The sequence below is a fragment of the Streptomyces sp. NPDC046805 genome, from assembly GCF_040645355.1.
In the GTDB taxonomy this organism is placed as follows: domain Bacteria; phylum Actinomycetota; class Actinomycetes; order Streptomycetales; family Streptomycetaceae; genus Streptomyces.
Genome location: NZ_JBEYYC010000003.1, coordinates 101,125 through 119,561, shown reverse-complemented (window position 1 = coordinate 119,561; position 18,437 = coordinate 101,125). Strand labels below are relative to the sequence as shown.

At 71.0% G+C, this 18,437-nt stretch carries 18 protein-coding genes and 1 tRNA gene; 5 read left to right on the top strand and 14 right to left on the bottom strand.

The features are described 5' to 3' along the window. Nucleotides 1-86: 86 nt before the first annotated feature. Nucleotides 87-875: a DUF881 domain-containing protein gene (locus ABZ910_RS05055; protein WP_361359397.1), complete on the bottom strand. Its 789-nt coding sequence runs from the start codon at nt 873-875 to the stop codon at nt 87-89. Nucleotides 876-1,015: 140 nt separating this feature from the next. Here ABZ910_RS05055 and crgA point away from each other — a divergent pair, with 140 nt between their 5' ends. Then, nucleotides 1,016-1,270, top strand: a complete 255-nt coding sequence (crgA, locus tag ABZ910_RS05050) for a cell division protein CrgA (RefSeq protein WP_361359394.1) — start codon at nt 1,016-1,018, stop codon at nt 1,268-1,270. A gap of 270 nt (nt 1,271-1,540) precedes the next feature. Here the strand turns inward: crgA and ABZ910_RS05045 are convergent, their stop codons facing one another. Next, nucleotides 1,541-2,464 carry a rhomboid family intramembrane serine protease gene (locus ABZ910_RS05045; RefSeq protein WP_361359391.1) on the bottom strand — a complete coding sequence of 308 codons (924 nt, stop codon included), beginning with the start codon at nt 2,462-2,464 and terminating at the stop codon, nt 1,541-1,543. A gap of 161 nt (nt 2,465-2,625) precedes the next feature. Beyond that, nucleotides 2,626-3,159, bottom strand: coding sequence for a peptidylprolyl isomerase (locus tag ABZ910_RS05040; protein WP_361359388.1), 534 nt, complete (start codon nt 3,157-3,159; stop codon nt 2,626-2,628). 333 nt (nt 3,160-3,492) lie between these two features. Between ABZ910_RS05040 and ABZ910_RS05035 the strand changes: the two genes are divergently transcribed. Further along, nucleotides 3,493-4,206, top strand: coding sequence for a DUF5324 family protein (locus ABZ910_RS05035; protein ID WP_361359385.1), 714 nt, complete (start codon nt 3,493-3,495; stop codon nt 4,204-4,206). A gap of 112 nt (nt 4,207-4,318) precedes the next feature. Here the strand turns inward: ABZ910_RS05035 and ABZ910_RS05030 are convergent, their stop codons facing one another. From ABZ910_RS05030 to ABZ910_RS05000, 7 genes are all read right to left on the bottom strand, one after another. Continuing rightward, nucleotides 4,319-5,497, bottom strand: a complete 1,179-nt coding sequence (locus ABZ910_RS05030) for a 4-hydroxybenzoate 3-monooxygenase (protein ID WP_361359383.1) — start codon at nt 5,495-5,497, stop codon at nt 4,319-4,321. Next, the gene (pcaD, locus tag ABZ910_RS05025; protein ID WP_361359380.1) at nt 5,497-6,294 is read right to left on the bottom strand and encodes a 3-oxoadipate enol-lactonase; all 798 of its coding nucleotides are present in this window, start codon (nt 6,292-6,294) and stop codon (nt 5,497-5,499) included. The genes ABZ910_RS05030 and pcaD overlap by 1 nt, the downstream gene beginning before the upstream one ends. A 2-nt stretch (nt 6,295-6,296) precedes the next feature. After that, entirely contained in the window at nt 6,297-7,640 is a 1,344-nt protein-coding gene (pcaB, locus tag ABZ910_RS05020; protein WP_361359377.1) for a 3-carboxy-cis,cis-muconate cycloisomerase, read from the bottom strand. Then, nucleotides 7,624-8,145, bottom strand: a complete 522-nt coding sequence (pcaG, locus tag ABZ910_RS05015) for a protocatechuate 3,4-dioxygenase subunit alpha (RefSeq protein ID WP_361359374.1) — start codon at nt 8,143-8,145, stop codon at nt 7,624-7,626. Before pcaG ends, pcaB begins: the two co-directional genes overlap by 17 nt. Further along, the gene (gene pcaH, locus ABZ910_RS05010) at nt 8,145-8,909 is read right to left on the bottom strand and encodes a protocatechuate 3,4-dioxygenase subunit beta (protein WP_361359945.1); all 765 of its coding nucleotides are present in this window, start codon (nt 8,907-8,909) and stop codon (nt 8,145-8,147) included. The genes pcaG and pcaH overlap by 1 nt, the downstream gene beginning before the upstream one ends. A gap of 82 nt (nt 8,910-8,991) precedes the next feature. Continuing rightward, on the bottom strand, nt 8,992-9,618 hold the full coding sequence (locus ABZ910_RS05005; protein ID WP_361359371.1) for a 3-oxoacid CoA-transferase subunit B: 627 nt from the start codon (nt 9,616-9,618) through the stop codon (nt 8,992-8,994). Further along, nucleotides 9,618-10,400, bottom strand: a complete 783-nt coding sequence (locus tag ABZ910_RS05000) for a CoA transferase subunit A (protein WP_361359368.1) — start codon at nt 10,398-10,400, stop codon at nt 9,618-9,620. The genes ABZ910_RS05005 and ABZ910_RS05000 overlap by 1 nt, the downstream gene beginning before the upstream one ends. A 113-nt stretch (nt 10,401-10,513) precedes the next feature. On the opposite strand from ABZ910_RS05000, the gene ABZ910_RS04995 reads away from it, so the two are divergent. Then, nucleotides 10,514-12,238: an IclR family transcriptional regulator C-terminal domain-containing protein gene (locus ABZ910_RS04995; RefSeq protein WP_361359365.1), complete on the top strand. Its 1,725-nt coding sequence runs from the start codon at nt 10,514-10,516 to the stop codon at nt 12,236-12,238. A gap of 21 nt (nt 12,239-12,259) precedes the next feature. On the opposite strand, the gene ABZ910_RS04990 is transcribed toward ABZ910_RS04995, so the two are convergent. Together ABZ910_RS04990 and ABZ910_RS04985 are read right to left on the bottom strand one after the other, a co-directional pair. Next, a complete protein-coding gene (locus ABZ910_RS04990; RefSeq protein WP_361359362.1) occupies nt 12,260-13,729 on the bottom strand; it encodes an MFS transporter in 1,470 nt (489 codons plus the stop codon). A gap of 190 nt (nt 13,730-13,919) precedes the next feature. Beyond that, nucleotides 13,920-13,992 (bottom strand) — tRNA-Ala (locus ABZ910_RS04985). Nucleotides 13,993-14,170: 178 nt separating this feature from the next. On the opposite strand from ABZ910_RS04985, the gene ABZ910_RS04980 reads away from it, so the two are divergent. Both ABZ910_RS04980 and ABZ910_RS04975 read left to right on the top strand, forming a co-directional pair. After that, nucleotides 14,171-14,719: a DNA-binding protein gene (locus ABZ910_RS04980; protein WP_361359359.1), complete on the top strand. Its 549-nt coding sequence runs from the start codon at nt 14,171-14,173 to the stop codon at nt 14,717-14,719. Nucleotides 14,720-14,867: 148 nt separating this feature from the next. Then, on the top strand, nt 14,868-16,331 hold the full coding sequence (locus tag ABZ910_RS04975) for a serine/threonine-protein kinase (protein WP_361359356.1): 1,464 nt from the start codon (nt 14,868-14,870) through the stop codon (nt 16,329-16,331). On the opposite strand, the gene ABZ910_RS04970 is transcribed toward ABZ910_RS04975, so the two are convergent. Continuing rightward, the gene (locus tag ABZ910_RS04970) at nt 16,295-17,713 is read right to left on the bottom strand and encodes a hypothetical protein (RefSeq protein WP_361359353.1); all 1,419 of its coding nucleotides are present in this window, start codon (nt 17,711-17,713) and stop codon (nt 16,295-16,297) included. The genes ABZ910_RS04975 and ABZ910_RS04970 overlap by 37 nt on opposite strands. Nucleotides 17,714-18,003: 290 nt before the next feature. Beyond that, nucleotides 18,004-18,132, bottom strand: coding sequence for a DLW-39 family protein (locus tag ABZ910_RS04965; RefSeq protein ID WP_003999697.1), 129 nt, complete (start codon nt 18,130-18,132; stop codon nt 18,004-18,006). Nucleotides 18,133-18,437 lie beyond the last annotated feature (305 nt).

The window sequence follows — 18,437 nt, the reverse complement described above, 5'->3', positions numbered from 1 at the left end:
CGATCTTTGTCGGGACCTTTGTCGGACCGGTACGCGCCGGCACCCTCGGGGCCGGGCTTGTTCCACGTGAAACCGAGCCGAGGCAGCTATTCCGCGGGCTTCGCGTAGTGCAGATCCACCGTGCCCGAGTAGCCGGGCAGCGCCATGGTGCCGTCGTCGGTGACCTTCCAGCCGAGGCCATAGACGTTGACGTAGACCATGTAGTTCTGGATGGCGGGCGAGTCCGCGAGCGCCTGCTTCAGCTTCACGGGGTCACCGACCGCGGTGATCTTGTACGGCGGTGAGTAGACGCGGCCCTGGAGGATCAGGGTGTTGCCCACGCAGCGCACCGCGCTGGTGGAGATCAGCCGCTGGTCCATCACCTTGATGCCCTTGGCGCCGCCCTGCCACAGGGCGTTCACCACGGCCTGCAGGTCCTGCTGGTGGATGACGAGGTAGTCGGGCTGGGGTTCGGGGTAGCCGGGGAGCTTGGCGGTGGCGTTCGGCGGGGCGTCGTTGAGTGTGACGGTGACCGCCTGGCCGGCGACCTTCCGGGTGCCCGCGCTCTGCTCCAGCCCGGTGAGCTTCTCGTCCTGGGCCTTGGTGCTCTTGTCGTCGCCCTCGGCCAGCGACTCCACGTTGCCGCGCAGTGTCGCGTTGGACTCGTCCAGCCCCTTGTTCTTGCGGCTGCGTTCCTGAATGAGATCGGAAAGCTTCAGCAAGGAGGCATCCGTGCGGATATCGGTGCCCTTGGCGGTATTGAAGCTGGTGAAGAAAATGAGCCCCGCGAGGGCGAACACGGCCACCGTGAGGATCCGCATCGGCGGCAGGCCGGCCCTGCGGGCAGGGGTGGAACCCATTGATCCCGAACCGGGGGAGTCGGCAGAATTGCTCAACGTACCCTTATCTCCTTCGGCGCCGCGGAAGCACTACGCTAACGGACGCCCGGGGGAGTGCTCAGCGTCCCCTTGTACGCTGCTCCGGACGGACCCAGTTACCTGCGCGGCCACGCAGCGCATCGACAGGAGAGACCCTCGTGCCGAAGTCACGTATCCGCAAGAAGGCCGACTACACGCCGCCTCCGGCCAAGCAGGCGGCCAGCATCAAGCTGGACACCCGCGCCTGGGTCGCGCCCGTCATGCTGGCCATGTTCCTCATCGGCCTGGCCTGGATCGTCGTCTTCTATGTGACGGACGGTTCACTGCCTGTCGACTCACTGGACAACTGGAACATCGTGGTCGGTTTCGGCTTCATCGCCGCCGGATTCGGTGTCTCCACGCAGTGGAAGTAACAGCCACTTTCCGGTGAACGCAGCTCTGCCCAGGGGTATCCGCTGAGTTATCCACAGCTTGGGCCGATTTCCACAGACGACCTGGGGAAAAGAACGACGATCTGTGGATAACCAGTCGGCCGTTGACACCGATACGACTGACACACCGGCATCCGGAAATCGGCTCACCCCCTGCCCGACCTGCGGAAACACACCTGAGCGGCAGGGGGCACAGCTGTTCACCCACACTGTGCACAAGATCGGCCACGAACTGTGGACAACGGTTCGGTATCAGCTGAGCTGAGCCGTCCTGAGCACCGTCAGGACCACGACGACGGCGAGCACCAGGGCACAGGTGCCGTACTGGATCAGCGCGCGTCGCTCGCGCGGGGCGTGGACCATCGCGTACCCGGTGATGACACCCGCGACGAGGCCGCCGATGTGCGCCTGCCAGGCGATGCCGGGCACCCCGAAGGTGATGATCAGGTTGATCACCAGCAGGGCGATGACCGGGCGCATGTCGTAGTTGAGCCGGCGCAGCAGCACGGCCGTGGCACCGAAGAGCCCGAAGATCGCTCCCGAGGCACCCAACGAGGGCTGGTTGGGAGCGGCGAGCAGATAGCTGAGCGCGCCGCCGGCCAGTCCCGAGATGAAGTAGAGCGCGAGGTAGCGGGCACGGCCCAGGGCGGCTTCCAGGGGGCCGCCGATCCACCACAGGCTGAGCATGTTGAACAGGATGTGGAGGTAGCCGCCGTGCAGGAACATCGCGGTCAGCATCCGGTAGTACTGACCCTCCGCGACGCCCTCCAGCCCGTGGAGCTGCGGGACGTAGGCCCGGCCGATCAGGGCGAAGTGGTCGGTGAAGGTGTCGCCGAGGGACAGCTGCACCAGGAAGAGGGCCAGGTTGAGGCCGATCAGCACCTTGGTGACCCGCCGCGGGTCAGCCGCCACGGTGCCGCCCGCGATCGTGCGGGGCTGGGCCGCGGCCGGCGGGGGAGCCGCGCCGAAGCCCTCGCCGCTCCCGGCTCCGCCCGGGCGTGAGGCACCGCCGCGGACGCAGTCCGGGCACTGGAAGCCCACGGAGGCGCTGACCATGCACTCGGGGCAGATCGGGCGCTCGCAGCGCGTGCAGCGGATGCCCGTCTCGCGGTCCGGGTGCCGGTAGCACCCGGGCAGGCTGTGGGCGTCCCGCGCGCTGCTTGCGGCCTGGTCCATGAGGTCGTGTCCCCTCGGTCGGTCGTGGAAGTACACCGCCCCGCTCATCCTTACGGACGAGCGGGGCTTTTGGTTCCCTCCGGGAAAAAACGGCAGTCCGCGCCGGGAGATCCGGCTGTGTTCTCTGGGTGGAAGAGGGAATCCGCAGGGCAGCCGTAGAGTCAGCCCTCGCGCTTCTCGATGGTGACCGACTCGATGACGACGTCGTTGACCGGACGGTCGTTGGGGCGGCTGGTCGGCACGGCGGCGATGGCGTCGACGACCTTCTGGCTGGCCGGGTCGACGACCTCGCCGAAGATGGTGTGCTTGCGGTTCAGCCAGGTCGTCGGGCCGAGCGTGATGAAGAACTGCGAGCCGTTGGTGCCGGGGCCGGCGTTGGCCATGGCGAGCAGGTAGGGCTTGTTGAAGGAGAGGTCGGGGTGGAACTCGTCCTCGAACTCGTAGCCGGGGCCGCCGATGCCGGTGCCCAGCGGGTCACCGCCCTGGATCATGAAGCCGCTGATCACCCGGTGGAAGACCGTGCCGTCGTAGAGCTTGTCCTTGCTCGTCGCGCCGGTCGCCGGGTGCTTCCACTCGCGCTCGCCCTGGGCGAGTTCCACGAAGTTCTTGACCGTCTTCGGCGCGTGGTTCGGGAACAGCCGGACCTCGATGGTGCCGTGGTTGGTCTTCAGGGTGGCGTACAGCTGCTCGGCCACGATCTGCCTTCCGTTGGCTTCGATAACCTCCCGATCCTCGCACGGTCCCCCCTGCACGTCGCCCGTCCGCCGTCCGCGGGCACACATCTGCACGAATCGCTTGCGGAAAAGCGGTTGAGTCCTCTCGCGACGGGAGCGAGGTCCCGCGATCCGTGGCATTGTCATCGACAAGCTCCTGTTGCCCGGAATTCGTTGTTCATCCGCCCTTGCTCGCGATCGAGCGCATCAGCACCCGTATGCCCGCCCTCACATGCCGAGGCGCGTGCCGACATGCATGATCCGTAAAAGGGTGGAAAGTCGAAATACCGTACGCCACCAAGGAGGAGGAAAGCCGTGACCCGCATTGACAGCGTGCGCGCCGCGACCGACTCGGCGAAGGACAGCGTGCTGCACGCCGCGGAAGTGGTGGCGCCCTACGCCGACACGGCCAAGGTGCGTGCCTCGCACTACGCGCAGGAGGCACGCGTGCGGCTTGCGCCCATGGTGTCTCAGGCCGCCGAACAGGCCCGCGTCCAGTACGACGCCCGTCTCGCCCCTCGCCTGGAACATGCGCTGACGCATGTGCCACCGAAGGTCGACCAGGCCGCACACGAAGCCGCCGTCCGCACTCGCCACGCCGCGCGCCAGGCCGCCGACTACTCGCGGCCGAGGATCGAGCACGCGGTGGCCGCGACGGGGCCGGCCCGTGACGAGGCCGCGGCGTGGGGCTCTGCCGCGATGGCCGCGCTGCGCGGCCAGGTCTCGCCCCAGGAGATCCAGAAGCTGGCCCGCAAGCACGAACGGCGCGCGAAGACCGGCCGTGCCGTCAAGGTGCTGGCCGTACTGGGCGTGCTGACCGGCGGTGCCATCGCCCTTTGGAAGTGGTGGGACAAGCAGGCCAACCCCGACTGGCTGGTCGAACCGCCCGCCGCGACGGAAGTGAACGAAACGACCGAGACGAGCCGGCTGAGCGTGGTGGACGACGCCCTCGGCACGTCCGCCCTCGACGCCGAGATGCAGGCCAAGGAGGACGAGAAGCGGGGCTCGCGGGACGACGACCGCCGCTGACATCCGACGGCGTCACACGGCTGCGGGACAGGACACCTGAGCGTGTCGGGTCTCGCAGCCGTGTTTCACGTGAAACATCCCGGCCGCGGGCCGGGCCGCCCCGCTCCCGTGCTCACAGCGACAGCCCCGTGTAGTTCTCCGCCAGTTCGGCCGCCGCATGCGGTGACGACGCCACCCGCTCCAGCTGCGACAGCTGCAGCCGTGTCTCGAACGGCGACTGCGCCGGAGCAGCGTGCAGCGTCGTCGTCATGAAGTGGGAGAAGTGCTCCGCTCGCCAGACCCGTCGCAGACACGTGTCGGAATACGCGTCCAGCAGCTCGGTCGAGCCCGTCCGGCGCCACTCGATCAGCGCCCGGGCCAGCACGATCACGTCGGCCGCCGCCAGGTTCAGCCCTTTGGCTCCGGTCGGCGGCACGATGTGGGCCGCGTCGCCCGCCAGGAAGAGCCGACCGTGGCTCATGGGCTCGGTGACGTGACTGCGCATCGGCAGCACCGCCTTCGACGTGACCGGCCCCCGCTCCAGCCTCCACCGGGGGTCGGCGTCGAGCGCGAACCGCGCGTCCAGCTCGTCCCAGATCCGCGCGTCGGACCAGGACGCGGGATCGGTGTCGTTCGGCACCTGGAGATAGAGCCGGGTCACCGACGCCGAGCGCATGCTGGCCAGCGCGAAGCCGCGCTCCGAGTGGGCGTAGATCAACTCCTCGTACACGGGCGGCGCTTCGGCCAGGATGCCGAGCCAGGAGTAGGGGTACGTCCGCTCGTACGCGGTCCGCAGAGACGCGGGAAGCGCATGCCGGACCACGCCGTGGAAACCGTCGCAGCCGATGACGTACGCACAGGTCAGTGTCTGCTCGCGGCCCTCGTGCACATAGCGGATCGCCGGGCTGTCGCCGTCGGCGCCCTCGACCGACCTCACCTCGGCGTCGAACAGCAGCGGGCCGCCGTCGGCGAGCTGGAGGGCTATGAGGTCCTTGACCACCTCGGTCTGGGCGTACACCATCACGCCTCGTCCGCCGGAGAGGGACGGGAAGTCGACGCGGTGCGCTCGGCGCCCGAAGCGCAGTTCTATGCCGTGGTGAGGCATGCCCTCGCGGTCCATCCGCTGGCCGGCTCCGGCGGAGCGGAGGGCGTCCACGGTGGCCTGTTCGAGGATTCCGGCCCGCTGGCGCTGCTCGACGTACGCGCGGTCGCGGCGCTCCAGGACGACGCTGTCGACACCCGCGTTGTGCAGCAGCCGCGCCAGAAGCAGCCCCGCGGGGCCGCCGCCGACGATGCCGACGGTGGTGTGCATCAACGCTCCTTCTCCTGTTGGTGCTGCGCGAGGTCCTCTTGGTGCTGCGCGAGGTGTCCCTGCAGGGCGGCCAGCACCGCGTGCGGGCGTTCCACGTTCGCGAGGTGTGCGGCGTGGGGCAGTTCGACGAGGTGGGCACCGCGGATGCCGGCGGCGAGTTCGCGGGCATGGGCGGGCGGGGTCGCCACGTCATCGAGGCCCGCGATCACGAGCGTGGGGGCGGTGATCGTGGCCAGGTCGACGCGGAGGTCGACGGCCGCGAGGACCTCGCAGCAGGCCGCGTACGCCTCGGGGTCCGCGCTGCGCTGGTCGGCCACGAGGGTGTCGTACTCCGTGAACCCGGACGTGAACCAGCGGGCCGGGGCGGTCTCGGCGAGCGGGCCCAGCCCCTGTGTGCGGGCCAGCTCGGCGCGCTCCCGCCAGGGGCCGGGCTCTCCGAAGCGGGCCGAGGAGCAGAGCAGCGCCAATGACTCCACCCGCTCCGGGTGGTGCGCGGCGAGCCAGGTGCCGACGGCGCCGCCGATGGAGATGCCGGCGTAGGCGAAGGTCCGGGCGCCGAGCGCGTCCGCGAGGTCGAGGACGAGCCGGCCGAGGTCGGCGACGGTCGCCCCGGCGGGCAGCAGGCCGGGAGCCGATCCCCCGTGCCCTGGAAGGTCCCAGCGGATGACGCGGTGCCTCTCGGCGAGGGCGGGGGCCTGGGGCTCCCAGACGCGTACGGACGTACCGAGGGACGGCCCGAGGAGGAGCACGGGTGCGTCCTTCGGCCCCTCGTCGCGGTGGTGGAGCAGTCGGGTCATCGTCAGTCCTGTCGTTGGAGGGCCGTGGGTCCGCGGCCGCGGGACAGCGCCCGGTCCACCAGGGCGGGGGCGCACCCCACGTACCGGGCCGGGTCGCGGAGGTGATCGAGCGAGGGCACCTCACCGCTCTCGGTCAGGCCGGCGAGGACGTCGAACAGGTCCGTGTGCTCCTCCGCCGCCCGCCGCGACGCCTCCGTGAGCAGCCGCCGGGCCGCGTCCCGGCCCAGCACCGGAGTCAGCTCCGTCAGCAGCCGCTCGGTCAGCATCAGGCCGCCCGTCGCGTCGAGGTTCGCGCGCATCCGGTCCGCACGTACCACGAGGCCTTCGCACAGTCCGGCCGCCGCGGTCGCCGCGCCGCCCGTCAGGCGCAGGGCTTCGCGCAGGGGCAGCCACTCCGCGTGCCAGGCGCCGGCGGGGCGTTCGTCCTCACAGGCCAGCGCGCCGAGGAGCACCGTGGCGAGCGCCGGCACCTGGCGGGCCGCGGAGGCGATCAGGGTCGCCCGCACGGGGTTGCTCTTGTGCGGCATGGCCGACGAGCCGCCGCCGGTGCCCTCGGCCAGCTCGCCCACCTCCGTGCGCGACAGCACCAGCACATCCGCCGCGATCTTGCCGAGCGCTCCGGCACAGAAGGCCAGCGCCGCCCCCAGGTCCGCGATCGGCGTCCGCAGGACGTGCCAGGGCAACCCGGGCTCGGTGAGACCGAGTTCGCGAGCATATGCGGCCAGGAGAGCCGGTCCCCGCTCGCCGAACGCCGCCAGCGTGCCCGCCGCGCCGCCGAGTTGTGCGGGCAGCGAGGCCCGGGTCCGCGTCACGCGTTCGTGCGCGTCCAGGACGAGCGCCCGCCAGCCCGCTGCCTTCAGCCCGAAGGTGGTGGGGACCGCGTGCTGGGTGAGGGTGCGGCCCGGCATGGGAGTAGTGCGGTGTGCGGCGGCGAGAGCGGCCAAGGCGTCGGCGGTGCGGTCCAGTTCGGCGGCGATCAGGTCCAGCGTGCGGGCGGACACGAGCATGAGCGCGCTGTCCACGATGTCCTGGCTGGTGGCTCCTCGATGCACGAACTCGGCGTGCTCGGGGACCACTTCGCCCACCGCCGCGGTGAGGTCGGCGACCAGCGGGATCACCGGGTTGCCCCCGGCCCGCGCGCGCACCGCAAGGGACCGGGCGTCGAACCGGTCGGCGGCCTTCGCCACGGCGGTGACCGTCTCGCCCGCCACCGGATCCAGCGCCCGCGCCAGCGCGGCCTCGGCGTCCAGCATGGCCCGCAGGACCGCCCGGTCGTCGGTGGCGGCCTCCACCCCGGTGCCCGCCCACACCGGCGCGAGCAGCCCGACGTCACCCACGGAAGTCAAGGAAGACCGTCTCCTTCTCGCCCTGCAGACGGACGTCGAAGCGGTACGTCCGCTCCCCGTCCGGTACGGCGATCAGCGTCGGCCTGCGCTCCTCGGGCACGGCCGCGAACAGCGCGTCCGTGCCGTCGGGCGGCGGATCTCCGACGTACGCGCGCGTGTAGAGGTGGTGGGTCAGCCCGCGGGCGAACACGCACACCGACAGGTACGGCGTGGCCGCCCGCGGCGGAAGCGTCCGCACCGCCCAGTGCCCGTCCGCGTCGGTCGCCACTCTTCCGAAGCCGGTGACATGCACCCCGTCGCGGCGCAGTGAACCGGGGAGGCCCGTACCGCCCTGCCAGAACTCCAGCAGCGCGTCCGGCACCGGATCGCCGTGCCCGTCACGGACGTACCCGTGCACGGTGACGGCGTCGGGCCGCCCGGCCGGGGCGATGTCCCCACCACCGGCGAACGGCAGGGCGTACGCGTAGAAGGGGCCCACCGTCTGGGACGGGGTCGGCGGAAGCATCAGTGGTCCTCCTCGGGGTCCGGGAGCGTGGCCGCCGGACCGTCGAGCACGATGTCCCAGCGGTAGCCGAGCGCCCATTCGGGCTGCGACAGCTCGTGGTCGTACACGGCGACGAGCCGGGCACGCGCCGCGGGGTCGGGGACGGACTGGAGGATCGGGTCGTACGGCAGCAGCGGGTCGCCCGGAAAGTACATCTGCGTCACCAGGCGCTGGGTGAACGCGGTCCCGAAGAGCGAGAAGTGGATGTGCGCGGGACGCCAGGCGCCCGTGTGGTTGCGCCAGGGATAGGCCCCGGGCTTGATCGTCGTGAACGCGTAGCGGCCGTCGTCGTCCGTCAGGCAGCGGCCCGCACCGGTGAAGTTCGGGTCCAGCGGCGCGGGGTGCTGGTCGCGCCGGTGCGCGTACCGGCCGGAGGCGCCGGCCTGCCAGATCTCGACGAGCTGACGGCGTACGGGACGGCCCTGCCGGTCGGTCACCCGGCCGGTGACCGTGACGCGTTCGCCGATCGGCTCCCCCGTGTGCTGCCGGGTGAGGTCCGCGTCGAGTTCGTCGACGTCGGTGGCGCCGAAGACCGGGCCGGAGAGCTCGGCCGCCTCCGGGTCGTCGCCGACGGCGATGAGCGGGTGCCGGGGATGCCGCAGGACGCTGCTGCGGTACGGGGCGAAATCGCGGGGCGGATGGTGGGGCGGCGACGTCCCCTCGGCGCGGGCGGCCTGGTGCGCGGCCTCGATCTCCGCGCTTATCTGCTGCTGACTGGGGATCACCGGGGTCACTGCCTCCTCTGGTTCGTCTGGTGGCGCGTCTCGCCGGAACGACGACTCGGAGCGCCTCCGCGCGGGCGGCCGGTCACACGAGCTCGGCTCCCGTCCTGTCCTGTACGTCGTCGGGGGACACGCCCGGCGCCGTCTCGACGAGCGCGAATCCGGCGGGGGTCACGTCGAGGACGCCGAGATCGGTGATGACCCGGTGCACACACGCCCGTCCGGTCAGCGGCAGCGTGCACTCCCGGACGAGCTTCGGGGCGCCGTCCTTGGTGGTGTGGCTGGTCAGGACGATGACCCGGCGGACGCCGTGGACGAGGTCCATCGCGCCTCCCATGCCCTTGACCAGCTGCCCCGGGACCGACCAGTTGGCGAGGTCGCCACCTGCCGAGACCTGCATGGCGCCCAGGATCGCGGTGTCGATGTGTCCGCCGCGGATCATGCCGAAGGACAGGGCGGAGTCGAAGAACGCGGCGCCGGGCAGGACGGTGACGGTCTCCTTGCCCGCGTTGATCAGATCGGGGTCGACGTCGTCCTCGCAGGGGTACGGGCCGACGCCGAGAACGCCGTTCTCCGCGTGCAGGACGACGTCCACGCCGTGCGGGAGGAAACCGGGCACCAGGGTCGGCAGGCCGATGCCGAGGTTCACGTAGGAGCCGTCGGTCAGCTCGGCGGCCGCGCGGGCGGCCATCTCGTCGCGTGTCCAGCCCATCAGGCTCGTACCGCCCCTCGCTCCGGACGGGCGACGACGGTGCGGCGTTCGACGCGCTTCGCGGCGGCCTGCTCGGGCGTGAGCGGCAGCACGCGCTGCACGAAGATCCCCGGAACATGGATCCTGTCGGGATCCAGCTCTCCGGGTTCGACCAGCGTCTCGACCTCGGCGATCGTCACGCGGCCGGCCATGGCGGCGAGCGGGTTGAAGTTCCGGGCGGCGCGTCGGAAGACGAGGTTTCCGTGGCGGTCGCCCCTGGCCGCCCGTACGAGGGCGAAGTCGGTGGTGATGGCGTGCTCCAGGACGTGATCGCGGCCGTCGAAGGTGCGCACTTCCTTGGCCGGCGACGGCACGGCGACGGATCCTTCGGGGCCGTACCGCCACGGCAGTCCGCCGTCGGCGATCTGTGTGCCGACGCCGGCCGGCGTGTAGAAGGCCGGGATGCCGCAGCCGCCGGCCCGCAGCCGCTCGGCGAGCGTGCCCTGTGGAACCAGCTCGACCTCGATCTCCCCGGCGAGATACTGGCGGGCGAACTCCTTGTTGTCCCCGATGTAGGAACCGGTCGCGCGGGCGATACGACCCGCGGCGAGCAGGATACCGAGGCCGCCGCCGTCGACTCCGCAGTTGTTGGAGACCACGCTCAGTCCGGTCGCGCCGCTCGCGTACACGGCCTCGATCAGTACGTTCGGCACACCGCTGAGGCCGAAGCCGCCGACGGCGAGTGACGCGTGGTCCTCGATGCCGGCGACTGCTTCGGCTGCGGACCGCAGGACTTTGTCCATGAGGCTTCCGTTCCACACCAGTTCATCCGTGTTCGCCAGATGGACTAAAGTTCACGTGAGCTGCCCCCGCAGTGTGCGTGTACCGGTCACGCATGTCAACGCCTGGAGGACCGATGCCGGCCACAGCCTCACCACAGGCCCCCACCGAAGCCGTGGGCCCTCTGATGCGCGGGATCGCCGTGCTGCGCGAACTCAGCGACGCCGGCGGCCGGATGACCCTCAGCCATCTCTCCCGGACGGCCGGACTCGCGCGCTCCACCGTCGACCGGATCGCCGCGACGCTCGCCCGCATGGGATACGTACGCCTCGACGGCCACGAGGTCCACCTCGCACCGCGGCTCATGGAGCTGGGCAACGCCTGTCTCGCCGCGACCGGACTGCCGGGCCCGCTCGGCCCGCTCGCCGCACAACTCGCCGACGAACTCGACGAGTCGGTCTCGCTCGCCGTGCCGGACGCCGACGGCATCCGCTTCGTCCACCAGAGCCCGCGGCGGCGGGCCATGTCGATCGCCTTCCGGATCGGCGACCTGCTGCCCTGCGAACGCAGCGCGCCGGGACCGCTGTTCGCCGCCTCGTGGACGGACGAGGAGTGGGCGACCTGGCGGCAGGGAGCGGACGCCCGCACCTCGTCCGCAGGAGACGCGGAGGCTGCGAGGGCTGCACGGGCCGCAAGAGACTTCGAGCAACGCGCCGCACGCGCCGCGAAGGTCGGCTGGGCCGTGGACGACCAGCTGATCGAACCGGGACTCGTCGCCCTCGCGGTACCGGTGCGCGACGCCCAGGGGCGAACGGTCTGCGCGCTGAGCGTCGTCAGCCACACCAGCCGCCACAGCACCGACTCCCTGCGCGGCACGCTGCTTCCCCGCGTACAGGAGAGCGCGGCCGCGATGGAGCGCGCACTGCGCGAGCAGCCGCCCGCCACCGAACACACCGCCACCACCACCGCCCCCGCCGGTGAGGAAGTCACTGGTACGGCCTTGATCGGGACGGCCGCCGACCGCGGTGCCGGCGAACACGGGCTCGCCCACTGGACGGCCGCCTCCAAGCAGGAACTCGGCGCGGAGTTCGTGGAGTCGCTCGCCCGCGGACTCACCGTCATCACCGCCTTCGGCGAGGGCCGGGCGGAGCTCGGCCTCACCGCGATCGCCCAAGCCACCGGCCTCGCCCGCGCCACCGCCCGCCGCGCCCTCATCACCCTGGAACACCTCGGCTACGTCGTCGCGCAGGAGCGGACCTTCCGCCTCACCCCGCGCGTGCTCGCCCTCGGCTGCCCCGCGCTCTCCCGGACGACGCTCCCCGACATCGCCGTACCGCACATGGCGGAACTGGTCCGCCGCGTCCACGACTCCGCCTCCCTCGCCGTCCTCGACGGCGACGCCATCCGCTACACCGCCCGCGTCGCCACCGAGCGCATCATGAGCGTCGACATCACCGTCGGCACCCGCTTCCCCGCATACGCCGCCTCGATGGGCCGCGTCCTCCTCGCCGGCCTCCCGGCACCGGAGCGAGCGGCCCGTATCGGCGACGCGGCCCTGCGCCCGCTCACCCCGCACACGGTCACCGACCCCGACCGCCTCGCGGTACTCCTCGACCGTGTCGCCCACGACGGCTACGCCCTGGTCGAGGAGGAACTCGAAGAAGGCCTCCGCTCCCTGGCCGTACCGGTCCGCGACCACACCGGCCGCATGGTCGCCGCCCTCAACGTCGCCATGCACATCAGCCACCGCACCCCGCAGGCCTGCGTGACCGACGTCCTCCCCCACCTGCGCGCCACAGCGGCGGCCATCGAGACCGATCTGCACACCCTCGGACGCTTCACCCACGTCGGCCAGGCCTGACACGGCCGTCCCGGAGGGGCGTCAGGCCGCGGTGACCGGTACCGTCTGCGGCTCTCGCACATACAGGTAGATCACCGCGCCGGCGATCATCAGGCCGCCGTCGATGCAGATGGCGCCCACCCACGTTCCGTACGCGTCGAAGAGCGCACCGCCGAGCGCAGGGCTGATGACGGCGCCGATCTCGGCGAGCAGGTTGTACATGCCGAACGCGGCGCCCCTCTGGTGCTCGTCGACGACTTCGGCGACGAGCGCGTGAGCCATGGGCTGCAGGGCGTTGAAGAACAGGCTGGCGGTGAAGAGCAGCACCGACATGACCACCAGCGACGGCTTTCCCGCCAGGTGCAGGTAGGCGCCGAAGAGCAGCACCAGCGCCCCCTGGATCAGGGTGGACCCGATCAGCATGGGCCTGCGGCCCCAGCCGCGCGCCTTCGCCAGGTCGGAGAGCCGTCCGCCGGCAGGGAAGCCGAGAATCCCCGCTCCGGCGTTGAAGGCGGCGACCATGGCGGCCTGCGCGAACGAACTGTGGGCGGCGTCGGTGACGATCGAGACCGACCAGAAGCTGAAGAACCACAGGTTCCAGAGGATGGTGATGCCGGCGACGCTCAGCAGCATCACGTCCCGGTTGCGGACGATCGACCCGGCATCGCCGCCCCGCCGGACGAAGATGACCGCGACCAGCAGCAGCGCGAGCAGCGTTTCGACGACGGCCACACTCCACGTCGGCATCCCCGCGCCGTCGGCCACGAGGTAGACCGCCATGATGGCGGCGCAGAAGAGCACCGAGATCCCCAGCAGCCGCAGGGTGGAGCCGCCCGCCTTCAGCGACCCGCCGAGGCGGCGCAGGTACGGCGTCATGCCGCAGCCGAAGCACAGCGTGAGACCGCCGAGGACCAGGAAGGGCATCCGCCAGGCGCCCTCCTTGCCGAAGGTGTCCACGCCCCAGTCGAGGAGGTAGGGGGCACTGATCGTGGCGACGGTCAGACCGAGGGAGAGGCCCGTGATGACGACGCCCATGCCGAGGCTGACCTTCCCCCGCGGCGAGTGCTTGGCGATCAGCGTGCGGTCGTTGGAGTAGAAGACACCCTCGCCGAGGCCGGTCAGCACGCGCAGCACCACGAAGACGATCAGGCCGGTGATCAGGCCGGTCAGCAGGGTCGTGACGCCTGCCCAGAGCAGGGACACGACGACCATCGTGCGGTGGCCGAACCGGTCGCCGAGATGGCCGCCGGGGAACTGGGTGAGCATGTAGCCCGCGAAGAACAGGCTCCCGATGAGCCCGCCGAGCGCGTGCGGATGGCTGGAGCCGCCGATCAGGCCGATGTCGTTGTTGATCAGCCAGGTGACGATGGGGCCCGTGATGGAACGGTCCGCGTAGCTGAAGAACCAGCCGCCGAGGAGCACGGCCCAGAGCGTGTGGTACGGCTGCCAGCCACGGCCCTCCTTGTCGGTGGCCGATCTGTCCTGTCCCGCGCTCGTTGTCTGTGGCTGCATCGCGAGAGCCCCTTCCCCTGACGGCGCCTGTTCGTCACGTGAACTTTTCTTCGCCGATCTGCGCGCGGGGGATGGTCCCACCGCCCTCAGGGCTCGTCAACGGTTCCGGCAGCATGCGTCCGACCGGCGGACGACCAATGAAAAATGCCCCCCGATACTGCGTTTCCGCAGGTCAGGAGGCATTTTGCAGTGGAGCCTAGGGGAGTCGAACCCCTGACATCTGCCATGCAAAGACAGCGCTCTACCAACTGAGCTAAGGCCCCGTGAGAGAAGCGTCCGCCGGAACGATCTCACTTCCGAGGGCGCCGCAGACCAGAGTACCGGGTCACCCCCGGGATCTCGCAAAAAACTTGGGCTCCCCGTACACGACCACGCTTCGTAAGATGCTCGACGTGGTTCGCTACAGCGAACCTCGTTTTGGGGAAGCGATGGGGAGACGCAATGGACGCCGCACAGCAGGAAGCCACCGCGAGAGCGCGGGAGCTGCAGCGGAACTGGTACGGAGAGCCGTTGGGGGCGCTCTTCCGTAAACTGATCGACGATCTTGGACTCAACCAGGCTCGTCTCGCGGCCGTACTGGGACTGTCCGCGCCGATGCTGTCACAGCTGATGAGCGGCCAGCGCGCGAAGATCGGCAATCCCGCGGTGGTCCAGCGGGTGCAGCTGCTGCAGGACCTGTCCGCGCAGGTCGCGGACGGCACCGTCAGCGCGGCCGAGGCGACCGAGCGCATGGATGAGATCAAGAAGTCGCAGGGGGGCGCCGTGCTCAGCAACACCACGCAGACGACGAACAGTTCGGGCGTGCCCACGGTCAAGCGGGTCGTCCGCGAGATCCAGTCGCTGCTGCGGTCGGTGGCCGCCGCGGGCGACATCATCGAGGCCGCCGACTCCCTCGCCCCGAGCCACCCGGAACTGGCAGAGTTCCTCCGGGTGTACGGCGCGGGCCGGACCGCCGACGCGGTGACGCACTACCAGTCCCACCAGGGCTGAGCCCACGGCCCGTCCCGCCGGAGGGGGTCCGGGGGACGGGCCGACGGTGACCCCGGTGGCGGGCCCGCCGTCGAGGGGGCTGCGCAGGAGTCCGCTCGCGCTTCGGGGTTGAGCGGGGAGACCGCAGGGGGAGGAGCGACGGACAGCCATGGGTGAGGTCTTCGCCGGCCGGTACGAACTGGCCGATCCGATCGGGCGCGGGGGTGTCGGCGCCGTCTGGCGCGCCTGGGACCAACGGCGCCGCCGCTATGTGGCCGCCAAGGTGCTGCAGCAGCGCGACGCCCACTCGCTCCTGCGGTTCGTACGGGAACAGGCCCTGCGGATCGATCACCCTCATGTGCTCGCACCGGCCAGCTGGGCCGCCGACGACGACCAGGTCCTGTTCACCATGGACCTGGTCTCCGGCGGTTCACTGGTCCATCTGGTCGGGGACTACGGCCCCCTGCCGCCGGCGTTCGTCTGTACGCTCCTCGACCAGCTCCTCTCCGGACTCGCCGCGGTGCACGCGGAAGGGGTCGTGCACCGGGACATCAAGCCCGCCAACATCCTTCTGGAGGCCACCGGCACCGGTCGCCCGCGGCTGCGTCTGTCGGACTTCGGCATCGCGATGCGCCTGGGCGAGCCGCGCCTGACGGAGACCAACCTCGTGGTGGGAACGCCCGGTTACCTCGCGCCCGAGCAACTCCTGGGCGCGGAGCCGGACTTCCCCGCCGACCTGTTCGCCGTCGGCCTGGTCGCGCTGTATCTGCTCGAGGGCGCCAAACCCGACGTCAAGGCACTCGTCCAGTACTTCGCCGAGCACGGAACTCCAGGCGCCCCCAAGGGAATTCCCGAGCCGCTCTGGCAGATCGTGGCCACGCTGCTGCAGCCGGACCCGCAGGCCCGCTTCCGTACGGCCACGGGGGCACGCAAGGCACTCACTCAGGCCACGGAACTCCTGCCGGAGCCGGGCCTCGACGACGAGCTGATCGAAATCTTCGACCAACTCGGCTCTCTTCCCCCGGGGTTCGGCCCTTCCGGCCCGCTGAAGGCGACGTCGAACGGGAGCACCACTGGGGACGGCCCCGCCGCCACCGACGGAGCCGGGGATGCGGACACGGGAGCCGAAGCATCCCGGCCAGGGGCTGCGGCAGGGGGAGGGAGCGAGCCGGAAGCGGGGAGCGGTCCGGGAGCAGGGAGCGGCGCCGTATCCGCCGATCCGCGCCAGGTCAGCGCCCCGCAACCGTCCACCATGTCGGACACCGGCAGCTTCCACCTGCCCCCGCCCCGAGCCGCCGGGCCACCCACCCCGGCAGCCCCCATCCCGCAGACCCCCACCCCACAACCGCACCAGACCCAACAGGCTCATCAGGCCGCGTCCCCAGACTCCCCCACGCACGTCCTGACACCGGTGTCACCGCAGCGTGTTGATGCCTCTACTGCTTCATACACCGCTCAGGCCCAGCAGGTTCCGCATCCCGAGATGGCAACCTCACCGCACCGATCCAGGCACCGTGCACACCGCCCCGGACGCCTCGGCCGTCCCGGCCCCCCGGCGAAGGCGGCGATCCCGATCCTGCTCCTCGCGCTGGCCTGCTACGCCGTGGGTTTCTGGGCACTGACCCGCATCTGAGCCCCCGTCCTGCGCCGGGCCGCCACGGTCCACGCCCCGAGGACGAGCAGCAGCGCGCTGCCCATGCCGATGCCGCCCACCGCGAGCGCCCTCATCGCGCTGTCACCGCCCCCGGTGTCCCCCGTCAGCGCCCGGGACCGGTCCTCGGCCGTGACCTCGAAGAGGTGCGGCCTCCTCGACTGCCCGGCGTATCCGGGGCCGGCGTGCGCAGGACCGCCGACCCGCACGCGCAGCGTCACACCGAACGGCCCCGGACCGAAGGTGTCGGCCATCTGCTCGCTGACGTGCACCACAAGGAAGTAGGCACCGGCGAAGCGCATCGCCCGCACCCGGTCGAGGACGCCGTACCGGTTGCGGTACTCGACAGACGGCAGCGGCGGGAGAGAAGCGGCCTGCTGCCTGCCGGTGTAGCCGAGGGCCACGTCGTCGACGCCTCCGCGGACGGGGTTGTAGAGCGACAGGTCGAGCGCGCCACTGACATAGCCTCCGCCGCCCGAACTGCCCAGCTCGGCGCTGGCGTAGAGCTGCTGGCCCCAGTCGACGGGCACCCGGTAGAAGAGGGTCTGCCCCGGCTCGACGTCGGCCTGCCACACCCCACCGGCCAACGGCCGCGCCGTGGCGAACCCCGGTCCGCCGTCCCGGCGCCTGCGCTCGCCGGTGACGGCCTGGGGTGAGGCGGAGTCCCAGACCTCGGGCGCGGTCGTCGCTCCTGCCTTCGCCAGGCCCGGCTCCGAGGAGGGGGCGAGCTCAAGGTCCCAGGAACCGGAGCCGGAACCGGACGAGGATCCGCCCGCCGCCCCAGCCTCCGTACCCGCCCCGGTCGAGGACCCGGTCGCGTCGAGGCGTTCGACGAGCACGTAGTACGTCCCCGCCTCCCGGCACAGCGCCCGGCCGGCCTCGCGCATCCCCAGCGCCGTGAGGGGACGGGGGCTCAGTCCGGCACCGAAACGCGCGGTGCCGTAGGAGCCGCAGGTGCCGCCGTTGGCGTCCTCCACGGACACCCTGATGCCGTCGGTCGCGGAGACCGTGGATCCGGCCGGGGGTACGGCGGTGACGGGGACGTATGCGGTCGTCGAGACGTCAAGTTCGAGGCGGTAGTAGAGCTTGGCGTTCCCGGTGAGGGAGCTCCGGTACGTCTGGCCCGGCTCCAGCCGTACGGCGTCCGCGGTGCTCGCCGTCCCGGCGACGGTCCGGACGTCCGCAGCGAAGGCGTAGCCGCCCGGAACCCCGTCCGCCGCACCCGCGGCCATCGCGGGCAGCCCCGGTGACGCCGCCACGGCGCTCAGCACCGCCCCCACGACGACGGCGCGCGCAGCGGCAACGGACAGCCGGCGGCGCCGGTGTCCTCCGGCCCGCCACCACGCCGTACGCCGCCGCCCCATTACGCCCCACCCCTCGTCGTCGCAACCGGCAGTGTCCGTACACCGGCAATCGCCCGTCGTCCGGCAGTCGACGTAATCCGGCAGCAGCCGGACGGAGCGCGGCACCGCCCTGTCCCGCCATGCGCCGCCCCCGCCGCCGTGCGGTGCCGTGCCGTGCCGGACCGTGGCCCATACTGCCTCGGCCGTGCTCGCGCCACCCGGGGAATGCGCGCAATCCGGTGCCGGCCCGAGCAACACAAAACCCCGACCGCAAGGGCGGTCGGGGTCTGCTCACATCTCGGTGTCGGTATTCACGAACCCGTGGGCACGGAGTCGGTCGCCTCCGTCCACAGGTCCTGCTCGGCGCGATCCGCCTGGATCTGGCGGTACACGAGGAGCCCGCCGATAGCGGCCAGTGCGACCAGGAGAAGCTTCTTCACCGCGCGACCTCGTCTTTCCTTGGCGTAGGGGACCTCTGGCGCCCGACTATACACACCGCCCGATATCGATCGGTGACCTGCGTCTGGGGTCAACTTCCGCCTATGAACGCGCATTAGGCCCGGACGGCACCGGATGGCCCGGAGGGTGAGGACACCTCTACAGGCGGTCACTTTGGTCCGCTTTCCTCACCTCTCATCTCTCTTCAGGATATTTACAGCCACCTTGCACCCATCCGTGTGTTGTTCATCTGAACATCAACGCGCCACGAGCGTCGGTCCACCACTTCGCGCCGCTCATACACATC